The sequence below is a fragment of the Pseudomonas fluorescens genome (assembly GCF_000967965.1).
Taxonomy (GTDB): Bacteria; Pseudomonadota; Gammaproteobacteria; order Pseudomonadales; family Pseudomonadaceae; genus Aquipseudomonas; species Aquipseudomonas grandcourensis.
The window spans coordinates 24,075-40,119 of the sequence record NZ_LACC01000029.1; the positions used below are offsets into that span (position 1 = coordinate 24,075).

The 16,045-nt window shown below is 60.5% G+C and carries 16 protein-coding genes; 9 read left to right on the forward strand and 7 right to left on the reverse strand.

Features of this window, described 5'->3' with window-relative positions; genetic code table 11:
• Positions 1 to 72: 72 nt before the first annotated feature.
• The 5 genes from VC35_RS22495 to VC35_RS22515 form a co-directional block, all read right to left on the reverse strand.
• A complete protein-coding gene (locus tag VC35_RS22495) occupies positions 73 to 2,052 on the reverse strand; it encodes a GGDEF domain-containing protein (protein WP_046042667.1) in 1,980 nt (659 codons plus the stop codon).
• Positions 2,049 to 2,927: an endonuclease/exonuclease/phosphatase family protein gene (locus VC35_RS22500; protein WP_046042668.1), complete on the reverse strand. Its 879-nt coding sequence runs from the start codon at positions 2,925 to 2,927 to the stop codon at positions 2,049 to 2,051. Before VC35_RS22500 ends, VC35_RS22495 begins: the two co-directional genes overlap by 4 nt.
• A 14-nt stretch (positions 2,928 to 2,941) precedes the next feature.
• Positions 2,942 to 3,583 carry a thiol:disulfide interchange protein DsbA/DsbL gene (locus tag VC35_RS22505; RefSeq protein WP_046042669.1) on the reverse strand — a complete coding sequence of 214 codons (642 nt, stop codon included), beginning with the start codon at positions 3,581 to 3,583 and terminating at the stop codon, positions 2,942 to 2,944.
• A 200-nt stretch (positions 3,584 to 3,783) separates the two neighbouring features.
• Positions 3,784 to 4,413 (reverse strand): c-type cytochrome, encoded by a 630-nt coding sequence (locus VC35_RS22510; RefSeq protein WP_046042670.1) that lies wholly within the window; start codon positions 4,411 to 4,413, stop codon positions 3,784 to 3,786.
• A 45-nt stretch (positions 4,414 to 4,458) separates the two neighbouring features.
• Positions 4,459 to 4,749: a c-type cytochrome gene (locus VC35_RS22515; RefSeq protein WP_008002190.1), complete on the reverse strand. Its 291-nt coding sequence runs from the start codon at positions 4,747 to 4,749 to the stop codon at positions 4,459 to 4,461.
• Positions 4,750 to 4,940: 191 nt separating this feature from the next.
• Between VC35_RS22515 and yihA the strand changes: the two genes are divergently transcribed.
• The gene (gene yihA / locus VC35_RS22520; protein WP_046042671.1) at positions 4,941 to 5,585 is read left to right on the forward strand and encodes a ribosome biogenesis GTP-binding protein YihA/YsxC; all 645 of its coding nucleotides are present in this window, start codon (positions 4,941 to 4,943) and stop codon (positions 5,583 to 5,585) included.
• Between the two features lie 409 nt (positions 5,586 to 5,994).
• Here yihA and polA read toward each other — a convergent pair whose 3' ends face one another.
• Positions 5,995 to 8,799: a DNA polymerase I gene (gene polA, locus VC35_RS22525; protein ID WP_046042672.1), complete on the reverse strand. Its 2,805-nt coding sequence runs from the start codon at positions 8,797 to 8,799 to the stop codon at positions 5,995 to 5,997.
• Between the two features lie 74 nt (positions 8,800 to 8,873).
• On the opposite strand from polA, the gene VC35_RS22530 reads away from it, so the two are divergent.
• Together VC35_RS22530 and VC35_RS22535 are read left to right on the forward strand one after the other, a co-directional pair.
• Positions 8,874 to 9,161, forward strand: coding sequence for a DUF2782 domain-containing protein (locus tag VC35_RS22530; RefSeq protein WP_046042673.1), 288 nt, complete (start codon positions 8,874 to 8,876; stop codon positions 9,159 to 9,161).
• A 60-nt stretch (positions 9,162 to 9,221) separates the two neighbouring features.
• On the forward strand, positions 9,222 to 10,172 hold the full coding sequence (locus VC35_RS22535) for a homoserine kinase (protein ID WP_046042674.1): 951 nt from the start codon (positions 9,222 to 9,224) through the stop codon (positions 10,170 to 10,172).
• 53 nt (positions 10,173 to 10,225) lie between these two features.
• Here the strand turns inward: VC35_RS22535 and znuA are convergent, their stop codons facing one another.
• Positions 10,226 to 11,146, reverse strand: a complete 921-nt coding sequence (gene znuA, locus VC35_RS22540; protein ID WP_185754837.1) for a zinc ABC transporter substrate-binding protein ZnuA — start codon at positions 11,144 to 11,146, stop codon at positions 10,226 to 10,228.
• Positions 11,147 to 11,212: 66 nt separating this feature from the next.
• Between znuA and zur the strand changes: the two genes are divergently transcribed.
• The 6 genes from zur (at position 11,213) to VC35_RS22570 (ending at position 15,992) form a co-directional block, all read left to right on the forward strand.
• Positions 11,213 to 11,695 carry a zinc uptake transcriptional repressor Zur gene (gene zur, locus VC35_RS22545; protein WP_046042677.1) on the forward strand — a complete coding sequence of 161 codons (483 nt, stop codon included), beginning with the start codon at positions 11,213 to 11,215 and terminating at the stop codon, positions 11,693 to 11,695.
• Positions 11,695 to 12,480, forward strand: a complete 786-nt coding sequence (znuC, locus tag VC35_RS22550) for a zinc ABC transporter ATP-binding protein ZnuC (protein ID WP_046042678.1) — start codon at positions 11,695 to 11,697, stop codon at positions 12,478 to 12,480. Before zur ends, znuC begins: the two co-directional genes overlap by 1 nt.
• On the forward strand, positions 12,473 to 13,261 hold the full coding sequence (znuB, locus tag VC35_RS22555; protein WP_046042679.1) for a zinc ABC transporter permease subunit ZnuB: 789 nt from the start codon (positions 12,473 to 12,475) through the stop codon (positions 13,259 to 13,261). Before znuC ends, znuB begins: the two co-directional genes overlap by 8 nt.
• A gap of 37 nt (positions 13,262 to 13,298) precedes the next feature.
• Positions 13,299 to 14,015 carry a PA5502 family lipoprotein gene (locus VC35_RS22560; RefSeq protein WP_046042680.1) on the forward strand — a complete coding sequence of 239 codons (717 nt, stop codon included), beginning with the start codon at positions 13,299 to 13,301 and terminating at the stop codon, positions 14,013 to 14,015.
• A gap of 295 nt (positions 14,016 to 14,310) precedes the next feature.
• Entirely contained in the window at positions 14,311 to 15,318 is a 1,008-nt protein-coding gene (locus VC35_RS22565) for a methionine ABC transporter ATP-binding protein (RefSeq protein WP_046042681.1), read from the forward strand.
• On the forward strand, positions 15,318 to 15,992 hold the full coding sequence (locus tag VC35_RS22570) for a methionine ABC transporter permease (protein WP_046042682.1): 675 nt from the start codon (positions 15,318 to 15,320) through the stop codon (positions 15,990 to 15,992). The genes VC35_RS22565 and VC35_RS22570 overlap by 1 nt, the downstream gene beginning before the upstream one ends.
• The last annotated feature ends 53 nt before the right edge of the window (positions 15,993 to 16,045 follow it).

Genomic DNA, 16,045 nt, shown 5'->3' on the forward strand with positions numbered 1-16,045 from the left:
CAACAGTGTAACGTAATGCCTTGCGGGTGGACGGCAATCCCATCGAATTAAACAAAATGGAACAAATAACCGTCAGCTCGGTTCCACCCGGTTGCGGCCGGCATTTTTTGCGCGATACAGGGCCTGATCGGCTCTTTTAAGCACCTGATCGCTATGTTCACCCGGCCTGAAGGCCGTCATCCCGATAGACACTGTGATGGTCACCGGCTCTCCCTTGAAGTGGAACGGACAGGCCTCAATGGCGGCCCGCAAGCCTTCCAAGAACTTCAACCCTGCCGCCGGCACCGTGGATGGCATCAACAGCACAAACTCCTCACCGCCAAACCGGGCAATGAAATCCGTCCCGCGCAGCCGCTTGCGCAACACGCTGGCGATTATTTTCAGCACTTTGTCACCGGCCAGGTGCCCGTAGTTATCGTTGATACGCTTGAAATGATCGAGGTCGAGCATGGCCAGCAACAGCGTGTTGCCATGTTGCTGCCATTGTGTGACTTCGAGATCCAGCCGCTCGCTCCAGGCCGCGCGGTTGGGCAGCCCGGTCAACGGGTCGACCAATGCCTTCTGCCGTTGCTCTTCAAGGTGCTCGCGGTAACCCTGGGCCTCCTGCTCCATATGGGCGACCCGTTCGGCCAGGCTGTGCAGGCGCGCAGCGACCTCCTGCTCGCGTTCATCGCGCTGCTTCTGGTGCTGGTCCATGGTGCCCAGCAAGCCTTCGAGATGGTTTTCCAGTACGTGCTTGAGATCTTCCAGGTCCGCGGCTTCCTGCATGCTGCTTTGCAGGCCATCGACCTGTTCGCGGATCTGCGTGTCCATCTGCCGCGCGGCCGAACGATTGTCGGCGTGTCCGGCGGTGGCGGCCTGCAAGTTGCTCTGGAAGGACTCGAGGCGCTCGTTCAGCCGTTGCAGATAGACTTCGAACTCGTGCTGGCCGCTGTCGGTAATGGCCAGCATCAAGGTGGCGAAATCGTCGAGGATCGGCAGCAACTCGTACCAGTTCAGACCGTTTTTCAGACGATCGCGCATGGATTCGGCTTGCGGGCGATGGCGCTCGGGCAATGTCAGGTCGTCGAGCAGCCCCAGCAGCGTGTCTTCGATGTGGCTGGCCACCGAGCTATAGGAGGGCTCAGGGGAATCCGGGAGTGCATAGAGGATGTCGTGTTCAGCTGACGCCTGATCGACAGCGGCCACGTCCTCCATGGGCATCGGAGGTAATGACAAGCTATCCGGCGATGTTTGCGCGGTCAGCTCGTCGGGGTTTGTTTCCGACTCGGGAGGCGTCGCGATGGTTTCCGGGGTCGGTTGCTCGGCCGGTCCGGTTTCTGCCGCGGCGGCACTGGCCGGTTGAGGCTCCGTAGGAGGAGGGGCAAAAGCCACGACTGCCGGAGCAGGCGCAGCCACGGTTGGCTTGGTCGGCGCAGACTCGCCTTCAACTCGCTCAGCAGGGGGTCTATCGAAAGTTGCCGCAGGGGCCGCGGCTACAGAGGCCAGGCCAGGAGATGTAGCCGCTGATGCCACCGTCTCCTCCGCCTCACGACCGCCGAACAACCGCTGCAGCAAGCCCGGCCGGCCGTACTCCGTCGGGGTCTCCAGCTGGCTCAGGGCCTTGCCCTGCAAGCCACTCAGCTCGCTGAGCAGCAAGGGTATCTCACGTGCCTGACTGACCCGCGCATCCAGTTGCTTGGCGAAACTCTTGAGTGGCCGGCTCACATCCCGCGGCAGCGGCAATGTTTGCAGTTGCGTGACCAGCGCGGTCAGGGCGGCACTGGTCTGGTTGACCCGGGTTTCCCGACGCTGCTCCGAGTCGAGCACGGCTTTTTCCAGGCGTGGAATCAGCGCGGCCAGACCAGCGTCCATGTCATCGGTGCGCACGACCTCGCGCATTTCCTTCATGCATTGGTCAACGGCGCGGTCAGTACCTTCCGCCGCCAGGGTGCTGCGCACCAGCCCGCGACGCAGCAAGTCGAGCCGCGCGTCCCAGCGACGTTCGAGCTTTTCCTGTTGTTCGATGCTTTTGAGGTATTTCTCTTTCCAGCGCTGTGCTTCGTCGCTCATTCAGGGGTTCCGCGAGGGGCAGGACTCAACGCGGGCAATGCATCGGCCGTGAGCGAACCCGGCAAACGAATCTCTACCGCGACCGGCAGGTGATCGGAAATGGGCTGTGCCAGCACCTCGACCTTTTCCAGGGTCAGGCTCGGGCTCAGCAGGATATGGTCCAGGCAGCGCTGTGGGCGCCAGCTGGGAAACGTCGCTTCCAGTTGCGGCGCGAGCAGGCCGAGATCGCGCAACGGGGAATGTAGCAGCAGGTCACTGGCATGGGTGTTCATGTCGCCCATCAGCACCTGGTGCTTGTAGTCGCCAATCAACTCACGGATGTAGGCCAGTTGCAGGCTGCGGGCCCGGGCGCCCAACGCCAGGTGCATCATGACCACCACCAGCGCTTCCGGACCTTCGCCAAACCGCACCAGAATGGCTCCGCGACCCTTTGGCCCCGGCAGCGGATGATCCTCAATTGCCCATGGGCGCAATCGGCTGAGCACGCCATTGCTGTGCTGGGCCAGGCGACCGAGATTGCGATTGAGTTGTTGATACCAGTAGGGAAAGGCACCGAGTTGGGCCAGGTGTTCGACCTGATTGACGTAGCCTGACCGCAGGCTGCCGCCATCGGCCTCTTGCAAGGCGACCAGATCGAAGTCGCCCAGCAGGTTGCCGATTTTTTGAAGGTTGTCGGCACGCCCGGTGTGCGGCAGCAGGTGCTGCCAGCCCCGGGTCAGGTAATGCCGGTAGCGCTCGGTACTGATACCGACCTGGATATTGAAGCTGAGCAAGCGCAGACGACTGTCTGCGGGCAGGCCCGTGGACTCCAGATGATGTTCGTTGACCCGCGGATCATGCAGGCCAACGATGCGTTCAGTACCCCATCGGCGCATGGCAGTGACTGCCCTTAGTTGGCGGCAGCCTTGTTAGCCGCTCGCTCTTTGTCGATCAGTTTGTCGGCCAGTTGCAGGGCCTGTTCGGCACCGCCGGCAGAACCCACGTCAAAGCGGTACTTACCGTTGACGATCATGGTTGGAACGCCGGAGATTTCATACTTCTTGGCCAGTTCACGAGCCTTGACGATCTGACCCTTGATAGCGAAAGAGTCGAAAGTCGCGAGGAACTTGTCCTTGTCCACGCCTTGGGTAGCGAGGAAGTCGGCCATGTCGTTCTTGTCGGTCAGTTTCTTGTGTTCTTTCTGAATCGCATTGAACACCGCGGCGTGAACGTTGTGCTCGACACCCATGGCTTCAAGGGTCAGGAACATCTGACCGTGAGCGTCCCACGGGCCACCGAACATGGCTGGAATGCGCACGAAGTTCACGTCCGAAGGCAGCTTTTCGACCCACGGATTAATCACTGGCTCGAAAGCGAAGCAATGCGGGCAGCCGTACCAGAACAGCTCTACCACTTCGATCTTGCCAGGCACGGCGACCGGAACCGGGTTGCTCAGTTCGACATAAGGTGCAGCGGGGGCCTCAGCGGCCTGGGCAGTCATGCCGAACAGGCTGGCAGCGGCAAAAACGGCGCTGATGATCAGATTACGCATGCTTCACTCCTGGACAAATTTTTTCGCCTCGCGCGACCTGTTATCAGACAGGTCCTGGCGGGCTTGAGTTCTGTAGTGTAACGGCAGCGGCCAAAAAAAAGGGCGGCCAAAGCCACCCTTTTTATACTCGTTGCAACGGATTAATCGAGCGTTAACGTTGCAGGTGATAAGCACCCCGTTCAACGCCCGATCCGCCAGCCTTAGTGCAGGCCTTGAATGTAGCTGGACACCGCGGCGATGTCTTCGTCGCTCAGCTTCTTGGCAATGGTCTGCATGGGTTTGGTATCGCCGTCGTTGGTACGGCCGCCTTCTTCCCTGCGGAAATCGGTCAGTTGCTTGCCGACGTATTGAGCGTGCTGGCCACCCAGGTGCGGGAAACCGGCAGCCGCGTTACCTGCGCCATTTGGCGAGTGGCAACCGGTGCAGGATGGCAGGCCCTTGGCCAGGTCACCACCACGGAACAGGGCTTCACCGCGAGCGACGATCTTCGGATCGGCAGCACCGACGCTGCCTTTCTGGCTGGCGAAGTAGGCGGCGATGTCCGCCAGGTCCTGATCGCTCAGGTTGGTCAGCAGGCCGGTCATTTCCAGAACGGTGCGCTTGCCCGACTTGATGTCGTGCAATTGCTTGGTCAGGTAGCGTTCGCCCTGACCTGCCAGTTTTGGAAAGTTTGGCGCCATGCTGTTGCCATCCGGGCCGTGGCAGGCGCCACAGACGGCGGCTTTGGCCTGGCCGGCTTTTGCATCACCCGGTTGTACTGCCTCACCTGCAGCATGGGCCATGCCGGAGATGCCCACGGTCAACAGCAGACTCACGATCAATTTCTTCATCAGCTAATCCAACTACGGCTAAGGGTTAAGAGTTATGGACCGGGCTTACTCGCTCATCCAAAGGATGATGGCTTGGTAATCCTCGGCACTGCAGTCCATGCACAAACCACGCGGCGGCATCGCCTTGAAACCCTGGGTCACGTGTTGCACCAGCGTCTCCATACCTTTCGCCAACCTCGGCGTCCAAGCTTCCTGATCGCCTTTTTTCGGCGCCATGGGGAGTTGGCCGGAATGACAGGCACCACAAACACGGTTGTACACAGCTTCCGGATCCTGTGTAGCCTGAGCGCTGTAAAGCGGCATCAATACACCGGCAGCTAGCAGCCATTTCGTCATAAAACGACCTTTTCAGGGTTGAGAGCGAGCTGCGTTCTAGTGCGCAATCAAGGTCTGTCGCTCTCGTGAACTTCATCCTACGCTGGGACAAAGCGCACACAAAATCTGCGGCATTATATACTGGCGTCACTGAAACGGAAGCGACACTGCTTGCCGCACCCATTCCTGGCGCCGCCCACATCGGAAATCCCATGCAACTCAAGAATCCCATCCTCGGTCTGTGCCAACAGTCCACCTTCATGCTCAGCGCCGCCAAAGTCGACCAATGTCCGGATGACGAGGGCTTCGAAGTCGCCTTCGCCGGGCGTTCCAACGCCGGCAAGTCGAGTGCCTTGAACACCCTGACCCACGCCAGCCTGGCGCGCACCTCGAAAACGCCGGGGCGCACGCAACTGTTGAATTTCTTCAAGCTAGACGATGAACGCCGTCTGGTCGACCTGCCGGGCTACGGTTATGCAAAAGTACCGATCCCGCTCAAGCAACACTGGCAACGTCACCTGGAGGCATATCTGGGTGGTCGCGAGAGTTTGAAAGGTCTGATCCTGATGATGGACATCCGCCATCCGATGACCGATTTCGACTTGCTGATGCTCGACTGGGCCGTTGCTGCCGGCATGCCGATGCACATTCTGCTGACCAAAGCAGACAAGCTGACCTATGGCGCAGCCAAGAACACGCTGCTCAAGGTTCAAGCGGAAATCCGCAAGGGCTGGGGCGATCTCGTGACGATTCAGCTGTTCTCGGCCCCAAAACGCATGGGCCTGGAAGATGCCTACACCGTACTGGCTGGCTGGATGGAACTGGCGGACAAGGGTGCCGAAGCAGAAGCTCAGTAAGTGCCGAGAACTGCCTGCGGCGCACGCAGGCAGTTTTCTTTGGGCAAAAAAAACCCCGGGCTTCATATGGGGAGGGAGAAGTTCCGGGGTTCAAGCTCTAGACCGCTAGGGCGGGGTCCAGATATCTGCCAACACTTAACACAACATAGGAGCATCGAAGGGCTTCACCAGCCATTCAGTAACTCTGAGTGGTGGTGTGCAAGATTAGTTCAGATTTTTTTCAAATAGCTTTGAAATAACCCTGATCGCCCTCCGGACTAAGCTGTTTTTTGCGCCCTTCTGCCGCGGCACTCTGCCGCAGCAGAACACGACAATTTTCTGTAGGAGCGAGCCTGCTCGCGATGGAATTTCAGTCGCAATCGATGTGTCTGACACTCCATCGCGAGCAAGCTCGCTCCTACAAGAAGGCTCAGTGAGCCTCATCCCAGTTGTTTCCAACACCCACTTCGACCAGTAACGGCACATCCAGTTTCGCCGCCTCGCTCATGTGCACGCGAATTTCATCGCGAACCAGGTCGACCAGGTCTTCACGTACCTCGAGCACCAGTTCATCGTGCACCTGCAAAATGACTTTGGCGTCGAGGCCCGACGCGGCCAGCCAGTTATCCACCGCGACCATGGCTTTCTTGATGATGTCCGCGGCAGTGCCTTGCATCGGTGCGTTGATCGCCGTGCGTTCGGCGGCGGCGCGCTCTTGCGGCTTGTTGGAGTTGATGTCCGGCAGGTACAGGCGACGGCCGAAGAACGTCTCGACATAACCTTGCTCGGCGGCCTGGGCACGCGTGCGGTCCATGTACTGGCGAACGCCGGGATACCGGGCGAAGTAGGTATCGATGTAGGCCTTGGCGGTCTTGGTGTCGACGCCGATGTCCTTGCCGAGCTTCTGCGCACCCATGCCGTAGATCAGGCCGAAGTTGATCGCCTTGGCGCTGCGGCGCTGGTTGGAGGTCACGTCGGCCAGTTCGACCTTGAACACTTCGGCGGCGGTCGCGGTGTGTACGTCCAGATTGTGGCGGAAGGCGTTCATCAGTCCTTCATCCCGGGACAGGTGCGCCATGATCCGCAGTTCGATCTGCGAATAGTCCGCCGCCAGCAGCTTGTAGCCGGTCGGGGCCACGAACGCCTGGCGGATGCGACGCCCTTCGGCGGTACGCACCGGGATGTTCTGCAGGTTCGGATCGCTGGAGGACAGCCGCCCGGTGGACGCCACCGCCTGGTGATACGAGGTATGGATCCGCCCGGTACGCGGGTTGATCTGCTCCGGAAGACGATCGGTGTAAGTGCTTTTCAGCTTGCTCATGGAGCGGTATTCCATGAGCACTTTCGGCAATCGATAGTCGTCTTCTGCCAGTTTGGCCAGCACTTCTTCGGCAGTGGATGGCTGGCCCTTGGCGGTTTTCTTCAACACCGGCAGGCCGAGCTTCTCGTAAAGGATCACGCCAAGTTGCTTGGGCGAACCGAGGTTGAATTCCTCACCGGCAATCTCGAAGGCTTCACGCTCCAGCGCCACCATCTTGTCGCCCAGTTCAATACTTTGCACGCCCAGCAAGGCGGCGTCGACGAATGCGCCCTGGCGTTCGATACGCGCCAATACCGGTACCAACGGGATCTCGATGTCGGTCAGCACGCTGGCCAGGCTTGGAATGGCCGAGAGCTTTTCGAACAGGGTCTGGTGCAGGCGCAGGGTGATATCCGCATCTTCGGCGGCGTAAGGCCCGGCCTGCTCCAAGGCGATCTGATCGAACGTCAGCTGCTTCACGCCTTTGCCGGCGATGTCCTGGAAACTCACCGTGGTGTGGTCCAGATACTTCTGCGCCAGGCTGTCCATGTCATGGCGGGTGGCCGTGGAGTTCAGTACGTAGGACTCAAGCATGGTGTCGAAGGCGATGCCACGCACGGTAATGCCGTTGTCCTGATCGCCGCCGATGGCGCAATTGGCCAGGATGTTCATGTCGAACTTGGCGTGCTGGCCGACCTTGAGCTTGGCCGGGTCTTCCAGAATCGGCTTGAGCGCGCGCAGGACCGTGTCACGATCCAGCTGCTGCGGCACACCAATGTAGGAATGGGTCAACGGGATGTAGGCCGCTTCGTTAGCCTGAACGGCGAACGACAGGCCCACCAGTTGCGCCTGCTGCGCATCGATGCCGGTTGTTTCGGTGTCGAAGGCAAACAGCTTGGCGTTGTTCAGTTTTTCCAGCCAGGCATCGAACCGCGCCTGATCGAGGATGGTTTCATAGGCGGCTTCAGCAGCGGCGGCCGGTGCTTCGGCCTCTGGTTCGCTGAACAGATCGGCGGCCGGTGCAGGCTCGGCGGCAGCGCTCAGTTCCAGGCGTTTGGCGTCGCGATCAAGGTCGTTCAGCCAGCTCTTGAACTCCAGCAGGGTGTACAGCTCGTAGAGTTTGGCCGGATCTTCCGCGCCCATTTGCAAGTCGTCGAGCCCAACGTCCAGCGGTACATCGACCTTGATGGTCGCCAGTTGATAGGAGAGGAAGGCCATTTCCTTGTGCTCTTCGAGCTTGGCCGGCAGGGTCTTGGCGCCGCGAATCGGCAGGGTCGGCACGATGTCGAGCTGCGCATAGAGTTCGGTCAGACCGCCGTTCACACCGACCAGCAGGCCGGAAGCCGTCTTCGGGCCGATGCCTGGAACACCCGGAATGTTGTCGGAAGAATCGCCCATGAGCGCCAGATAATCGATGATCTGCTCCGGAGCGACGCCGAATTTCTCCTTCACGCCCTCCACGTCCATGCTGCTACCGGTCATGGTGTTGACCAAGGTAATGTGACCGTCGACCAGTTGCGCCATGTCCTTGTCACCGGTGGAAATAATCACCGGACGATCCGCAGCCGCGCTGCTGCGGGCCAGGGTGCCGATCACGTCATCGGCCTCGACGCCCTCGACGCACAGCAGCGGAAAGCCCAGGGCGATCACGCTCTGGTGCAGCGGCTCGATCTGCACGCGCATGTCGTCGGGCATGCTCGGACGGTTGGCCTTGTATTCGGCGTACATGTCATCGCGAAAAGTCCCACCCTTGGCGTCGAACACCACGGCGAACGGACTATCCGGATATTGCTTGCGCAGGCTCTTGAGCATGTTCAAGACGCCCTTGACCGCGCCGGTCGGCAGGCCTTTGGACGTGGTCAGCGGCGGCAGCGCGTGAAAGGCGCGGTACAGGTAAGAAGAACCGTCCACCAGGACGAGGGGGGCTTGGCTCATGAGCAGGATCAACCTTTTCGGCGGGTCCGGCGCTAGAATAGCGGGACCGTTGACGACAAAGGGACAAGGTTATCATGCGCACACTAAATCGCCTGTTGCTGGCTGGCTTGTTTGCTATCACACCTTTGGCCGTCATGGCGGCGGATGACGCCCCTTCGGCAGACCCGGATGTCACGATCCGCACGGAAGGGGACAAGCTCATTCAGGAATACCGCCAAAACGGCTTCCTGTATGCGATCAAAGTCACGCCCAAAGGCGGCAAGCCGTATTTTCTCGTGCGCGCCGATGGGTCGGACGGTAACTTCATTCGCTCGGATTACCCGGATATGCTGATTCCGGCGTGGGAAATTTTTAAGTGGTAAGTCGTCCTTAACTTTAATCGGCGCTGGCTCAACAGCGGCGCCCGTACTGGCAGTTTAAACATGTCTGTGTTCACCCCCCTGGCTCGGCCCGAGCTGGAAGCTTTTCTCGCCCCTTATGGCCTCGGCCGCCTGCTTGATTTCCAGGGGATTGCCGCCGGTAGCGAAAACACCAATTTCTTTATCAGCCTGGAGCAGGGCGAATTTGTCCTGACCCTGATCGAGCGCGGCCCGGTTCAGGAAATGCCGTTCTTCATCGAACTGCTCGACGTGCTGCACGGCGCGAACTTGCCGGTGCCTTACGCCTTGCGCACCACCGACGGCGTGGCCCTGCGCGAACTGGCGGGTAAACCTGCGCTGCTGCAACCGCGTCTGGCCGGCAAGCACATCAAGCAAGCCAACGCGCAACATTGTGCGCAGGTCGGTGAGTTGCTCGGCCATCTGCACCTGGCGACCCAGGCCAACATGATCAAGCGCAAAACCGATCGTGGCCTGGACTGGATGCTGGAAGAGGGCACGCAGTTTTTGTCGCACCTCGGTGCCGAACAGAAAGACCTGCTGCAGCGGGCGCTGGAAGAAATCACCCGGCAGAAAGGAAAAATCCTGGCACTGCCACGGGCGAACATTCACGCCGACCTGTTCCGCGACAACGCGATGTTCGAAGGCACGCACCTGACCGGGCTGATCGACTTCTACAACGCCTGCTCCGGGCCGATGCTCTACGACGTGGCGATTGCCTTGAACGACTGGTGCTCGAACGACGATGGCGTGATCGATGGACCGCGAGCGCGGGCCTTGCTGGGCGCTTACGCGGCCTTGCGACCGTTCACCGCGGCCGAAGCCGAGTTGTGGTCGACCATGCTGCGGGTGGCTTGCGTACGGTTCTGGTTGTCACGCCTGATCGCGGCGGAGTCGTTCGCCGGGCAGGATGTGCTGATTCACGATCCGATGGAGTTCCAGTTGCGCCTGGCGCAGCGGCAGACGGTCAATACGCCATTGCCTTTCGCCCTTTAAAGGCTTTGACCTGTGGGAGCGAGCTTGCTCGCTCCCACAGGGTCTGGTGTCGGTTACAACGACTCCAGGCACCCCGCCAGATCATTCCCCAGCTTCTCCAACACCTGCTCATAGCCCTGAGCAGTCGCCGGCGTGTACCCGCCCAGCGCATCCAGTTCAGCCAGCTTCACCGGCAAGCCCGCCACCAGGGTTTCCGCCAGGCGCGGCCGTAGCGGCGGTTCGCTGAACACGCAAGTCTTGCCGACTTCCTGCAACCGCGCGCGCATTGCCGCGACATGCTGGGCACCGGGCTGCACTTCGGCCGCGACGCTGAACACACCCACGTGCTTGAGGCCGTAGGCGTCTTCGAAGTAGTCGAAGGCTTCGTGGAACACGAAGTAGGGCTTGCCCTGAACATCGGCCAGGCGTTTCTTCAGGCGCGCATCCAACGCATCGAGACGCTCGTCAAAGGCTTTCAGATTGCTCTGATAGCGCGCGGCATTGTCAGGATCGGCGGCACTCAGGTCAGCGGCCATTTTCGTGGCGATGACCCGGGCGTTGACCGGCGACAGCCACAGGTGCGCATCGAGGCTGCCCGGACGGTGATCGTGGTCATGTTCGTCGGCTTCTTCGGCGTGGGAGTGGCTATCTTCGGCAAAGCGGCGCAGTTTCATGCCCGGCAAATCCTGCACGGCGACGTTGGGCAACGTACGACCATTGAGCACCCGTGGCAGGAAGCCTTCCATGTCCGGGCCGATCCAGTACAGAAGGTCCACCGATTGCACCTTGCGTACGTCGGAAGGGCGCAACGCATAGTTATGCGGTGAGGCCCCCGGCGGCAGCAAAACCTCGGGGATCGCCACGCCGTCCTGCACCGCCGCGGCGATCAACTGCAGAGGCTTGATGCTGGTAAGGACCTTGACCTCGGCCTGCGCTGAACCGATCAGCAGAAAACTTGCGATAAATGCGACAAAAACAGAAAAAAGTCGGGACACGATGACCACTCGAAGAGGCGAGAACGGGTAACATAATAACGTCTCTCACAAAACTCGTCGCCGCTCATGCTAAAAACACCGATCGCCAGCCGTCCCCACGACCACTCACATTGCGTTCACAGCGCTTTGTCCGAGGCCGATGTCCTGTGCGCACGTCAAGGCCTGCGCCTGACCGCGTTGCGTCGGCGAGTACTGGAACTGGTGTGGCAAAGCCACAAGCCCTTGGGTGCCTACGACATTCTCGCGGTCCTCAGCGAGCAGGACGGTCGCCGTGCCGCGCCGCCGACAGTGTACCGCGCGCTGGATTTCCTGCTGGAAAACGGCCTGGTCCATCGGATTTCTTCGCTCAACGCCTTCATCGGCTGCAATCACCCGGAACATGCTCACCAGGGTCAGTTCCTGATCTGCCGTATGTGCCACGCCGCGATCGAACTTGAGCAAAGATCCATCAGCGACGCGATCATCGCCAGCGCCAGGGATGTCGGGTTTGTGGTCGAAGGCCAGACTGTCGAAGTGGTCGGTCTCTGCTCGGGTTGTCAGGGGGCTTGATGAGCAACGCGCTGATCCGTCTTGAGCAGGTTGCCGTCACGTTCGCCGGGCAATCGGTGCTGGACAACATCGAGCTGAGCGTCGAGCCGGGGCAGATCGTTACCCTGATCGGCCCCAACGGCGCCGGCAAAACCACCCTGGTGCGTGCCGTGCTCGGCCTGTTGAAACCAGACCGCGGCAGCGTCTGGCGCAAGCCGAAACTGCGGGTCGGTTACATGCCGCAAAAACTTCATGTCGATCCAACCCTCCCGCTGTCGGTCCTGCGTTTCTTGCGCCTGGTGCCGGGCGTGGACCGTGCGATGGCCTTGGCGGCACTCAAGGAAGTCGGTGCCGAACAGGTGATCGACAGCCCGGTGCAAAGCGTTTCCGGTGGCGAAATGCAACGTGTGTTGCTGGCCCGAGCCTTGTTGCGCGAACCGGAACTGCTGGTACTCGACGAACCGGTACAGGGTGTCGACGTGGCCGGCCAGGCTGAGCTGTACAGCCTGATCACCCGCCTGCGTGACCGTCACGGTTGCGGCGTGCTGATGGTCTCCCACGATTTGCACCTGGTGATGAGCACCACCGATCAGGTGGTTTGCCTCAATCGTCACGTCTGCTGTTCCGGCCATCCCGAGCAGGTCAGCGGCGATCCGGCATTCGTCGAGCTGTTCGGAAAAAACGCACAAAGCCTGGCGATTTATCACCACCATCACGACCACGCCCACGACTTGCATGGTTCGGTGGTCAAGGCGCCCGCGTCGGGTCAACCCCATGTTCACGGAGATAGCTGCAAGCATGGCTGATTTTCTGCTCTACGCCCTGCTTGCAGGCCTGGCCCTGGCCGTCGTCGCAGGCCCGCTGGGGTCTTTCGTGGTCTGGCGGCGCATGGCCTATTTCGGCGACACCCTGTCCCACGCGGCATTGCTCGGCGTGGCCCTGGGCTTCCTGCTGGATGTCAGCCCGACCGTTGCCGTCACCGTTGGCTGCTTGCTGTTGGCGGTGATGCTGGTGACCTTGCAACAACGCCAGCCACTGGCATCCGACACGCTTTTGGGAATTCTCGCACCCAGCACGCTCTCTCTGGGCCTGGTGGTACTAAGCTTCATGCACGAAGTGCGGATCGACCTTATGGCTTATCTGTTCGGCGACCTGCTGGCGATCAGCCCGACCGATCTGGCCTGGATCCTCGGCGGTAGCGCTGCGGTACTGCTCTTGCTGGTTGCGTTGTGGCGCCCACTGCTGGCGATCACGGTGCATGAAGAACTGGCCAGGGTCGAAGGCCTGCCGGTGGCGGGATTGCGCCTGGCCCTGATGCTGTTGATCGCCGTAGTGATTGCCGTGGCGATGAAAATTGTCGGGGTATTGCTGATCACTTCGTTGCTGATCATCCCGGCGGCTGCGGCACAACGTCACGCCCGCTCGCCAGAACAGATGGCACTGGGCGCGAGCCTGCTGGGCATACTCGCCGTGTGTGGCGGGCTGGCGCTGTCATGGTTCAAGGACACCCCGGCCGGCCCGTCGATTGTGGTGACGGCCGCCGCGCTATTTCTGCTGAGTTTTGTTCTGCCCCGTCGAGGGGTGTAGACTTGCTCGTTTTTTGCGCAAATAGAGAGTCGCAGGAATGAAGTCGTTCGCCTCCCGTTATCTGCTCCTTGTCGCATTTTCTTTGCTGCTGGGCGCCTGCCAAAGCACGCCATCGGAAGCCACCAAGGCCGCCGATGCACGGGCCACGGCCATCGTGCAGCTGGAACAAAACATCGCCAGCGATGAACTGGCCACCGCCGAGGACCAATTGGCAGCCTTGCAGGCCGAATCGCCCAACGATGCGTCCCTTGAGCAATATCAGCGGCAGTTGGCCGAAGCCTATCTGCGTCGCAGCCAGATCGTGCTGCAAAAGGGTGATGTGGATGCCGCCGCGACCGCCTTGAGCCGTGCCCGCGCGCTGATGCCCAAGGCTCCGGCACTGACCGGCGGAGTCAACGGCTCGATTGCCCAGGCACGCAAGGCCGAGCTGGAAAAAGCCGAAGCCGCCCTCAAGGCTGCCGAAGCCAGGCCAAAAGCCAAGGTTATCGACCTGACGGCTGAAAGCACCACGGTCGTGCTGAATATCAACGATATGGGCAAACTGCGTCGCCAACTGGATGCCATCGCCGCCGATGTGGTGAACTTTCAGTGCGACGTGAGCATTCAGGCTCCGCGTACCAACGATTACCCTTGGCTGGCTAACTTGCTGACCAAACGAGTGAAGAAGCTCGATCCCGAGTTTGATCTGAAGCTGGAGCGGCAGATTTTGCGCAGTGTTCCGGCGCAGATGGTTCTTAGCCCTCGGAAACCCTGAAAAGCTTCGCGGGCTTGCCCGCGAAGGCGTCCTATCTGGCAAAAAAACTCTCAGGCCGGAATCACCTTGGCCTTCGCCTCCCTGTCCCAAAACCGATGCTGCCCACCAGGTCGAAATTGCCTTCGGCTTTGGGCGAGCTTCTTCAGCCGTTCCTTTTTCCTGACCTTTGATCGCGTTATTGCCAAATGACAGGACAAATGCGAAATAAATGCTAAGAACCTCTATACGGACAGGCTAAAATGCGCGCCCGGCTAACCGCTGATCCTTTTCTAACGCGCCCCACAAGGTTCGCTACGTGATCGAGTTTCAAAACGTCCATAAAACCTACCGCGTCGCCGGTAAGGAAATCCCCGCCCTGCATCCGACCAGTCTGACGATTGAGAACGGGCAGGTTTACGGCTTGATCGGTCATTCCGGCGCAGGAAAAAGTACCCTGCTGCGTCTGATCAATCGCCTGGAAAATTCCAGCGGCGGCAAGATCATTGTCGACGGTGAAGAAGTCACCGCTCTCGACGCCAACGGCCTGCGCCGCTTCCGTCAGCAGGTCGGGATGATTTTCCAGCACTTCAACCTGCTGGCCTCCAAGACTGTCGCTGACAACGTGGCGCTGCCGCTGACCCTGGCCGGCGAACTGTCGCGCAGCGAGATCGATTCTCGCGTGGCCGAGTTGCTGGCGCGGGTCGGTTTGTCCGACCACGCCAAGAAATACCCGGCGCAATTGTCTGGCGGACAGAAGCAGCGTGTCGGCATTGCCCGTGCGCTGGCGACCAAGCCGAAAATCCTGCTGTGCGATGAAGCCACCAGCGCCCTCGACCCGCAAACCACCGCATCGGTCTTGCAATTGCTGGCCGAGATCAACCGCGAGCTGAAACTGACCATCGTCTTGATCACCCACGAGATGGACGTGATCCGCCGGGTCTGCGACCAGGTAGCCGTGATGGACGCCGGCGTGATCGTCGAGCAAGGCTCGGTGGCCGAAGTGTTCCTGCATCCGAAGCACCCGACCACCAAGCGCTTCGTGCAGGAAGACGAGCAGATCGACGAAAGCGAACAGCGTGACGACTTCGCTCACGTCCCGGGGCGCATCCTGCGTCTGACCTTCCAGGGCGAAGCGACCTACGCGCCTCTGCTGGGCACTGTCGCCCGGGAAACCGGCGTGGACTACAGCATCCTGGCCGGTCGTATCGACCGCATCAAAGACATCCCTTACGGGCAACTGACCCTGGCCGTGACCGGCGGTGACATGGAAGCGGCCTTTGCCCGCTTCACCGCAGCCGACGTCCACATGGAGGTGCTGCGCTAATGGAAGCCCTGACAAGTTTCTTCGCCAATATCGACTGGTTCGAAATCTGGCTGGCCACCGGCGACACCCTGCTGATGCTCGGCGGTTCGCTGTTGTTCACCGTGCTGCTCGGCTTGCCGCTGGGCGTGCTGCTGTTCCTGTGCAGCCCGCGCCAGTTGCTGGAAGCCAAAGGCGTCTACGCGATGTTGTCGCTGATGGTGAACATCCTGCGTTCGCTGCCGTTCATCATCCTGTTGATCGTGATGATTCCGTTCACCGTGTTGATCACCGGTACGTCCCTGGGTGTCGCCGGTGCGATCCCGCCGCTAGTGGTGGGTGCCACGCCGTTCTTCGCCCGCCTGGTGGAAACCGCCCTGCGTGAAGTGGATCGCGGCATCATCGAAGCGACCCAGGCCATGGGCGCGACCACGCGACAGATCATCACCAATGCCTTGCTGCCGGAGGCTCGCCCGGGCATCTTCGCGGCGATTACGGTGACAGCCATTACACTGGTGTCCTACACGGCGATGGCCGGTGTCGTGGGTGCCGGTGGTCTGGGTGACCTGGCGATCCGCTTCGGCTACCAGCGTTTCCAGACCGATGTGATGGTGGTGACCGTGGTGTTGCTGCTGGTACTGGTCCAGGTACTGCAAACCGTTGGCGACAAATTGGTTGTGCATTTCTCCCGTAAATAAAGACATGAGCCGGCCATTCGCTGGCAGGCGCCGGTAACCGGCGCCGCACAAGG

Bases quoted from the DNA above. Each gene is read 5' to 3' on its own strand.
- polA (WP_046042672.1), bottom strand. From the start codon at position 8,799: ATGAGCCAAGCCCCCCTCGTCCTGGTGGACGGTTCTTCTTACCTGTAC.
- znuB (WP_046042679.1), top strand. From the start codon at position 12,473: ATGGCTGATTTTCTGCTCTACGCCCTGCTTGCAGGCCTGGCCCTGGCC.
- VC35_RS22505 (WP_046042669.1), bottom strand. From the start codon at position 3,583: ATGCGTAATCTGATCATCAGCGCCGTTTTTGCCGCTGCCAGCCTGTTC.
- VC35_RS22530 (WP_046042673.1), top strand. From the start codon at position 8,874: ATGCGCACACTAAATCGCCTGTTGCTGGCTGGCTTGTTTGCTATCACA.
- yihA (WP_046042671.1), top strand. From the start codon at position 4,941: ATGCAACTCAAGAATCCCATCCTCGGTCTGTGCCAACAGTCCACCTTC.
- VC35_RS22510 (WP_046042670.1), bottom strand. From the start codon at position 4,413: ATGAAGAAATTGATCGTGAGTCTGCTGTTGACCGTGGGCATCTCCGGC.
- VC35_RS22495 (WP_046042667.1), bottom strand. From the start codon at position 2,052: ATGAGCGACGAAGCACAGCGCTGGAAAGAGAAATACCTCAAAAGCATC.
- zur (WP_046042677.1), top strand. From the start codon at position 11,213: ATGCTAAAAACACCGATCGCCAGCCGTCCCCACGACCACTCACATTGC.
- znuC (WP_046042678.1), top strand. From the start codon at position 11,695: ATGAGCAACGCGCTGATCCGTCTTGAGCAGGTTGCCGTCACGTTCGCC.
- VC35_RS22560 (WP_046042680.1), top strand. From the start codon at position 13,299: ATGAAGTCGTTCGCCTCCCGTTATCTGCTCCTTGTCGCATTTTCTTTG.
- VC35_RS22515 (WP_008002190.1), bottom strand. From the start codon at position 4,749: ATGACGAAATGGCTGCTAGCTGCCGGTGTATTGATGCCGCTTTACAGC.
- VC35_RS22535 (WP_046042674.1), top strand. From the start codon at position 9,222: ATGTCTGTGTTCACCCCCCTGGCTCGGCCCGAGCTGGAAGCTTTTCTC.
- VC35_RS22570 (WP_046042682.1), top strand. From the start codon at position 15,318: ATGGAAGCCCTGACAAGTTTCTTCGCCAATATCGACTGGTTCGAAATC.
- VC35_RS22500 (WP_046042668.1), bottom strand. From the start codon at position 2,927: ATGCGCCGATGGGGTACTGAACGCATCGTTGGCCTGCATGATCCGCGG.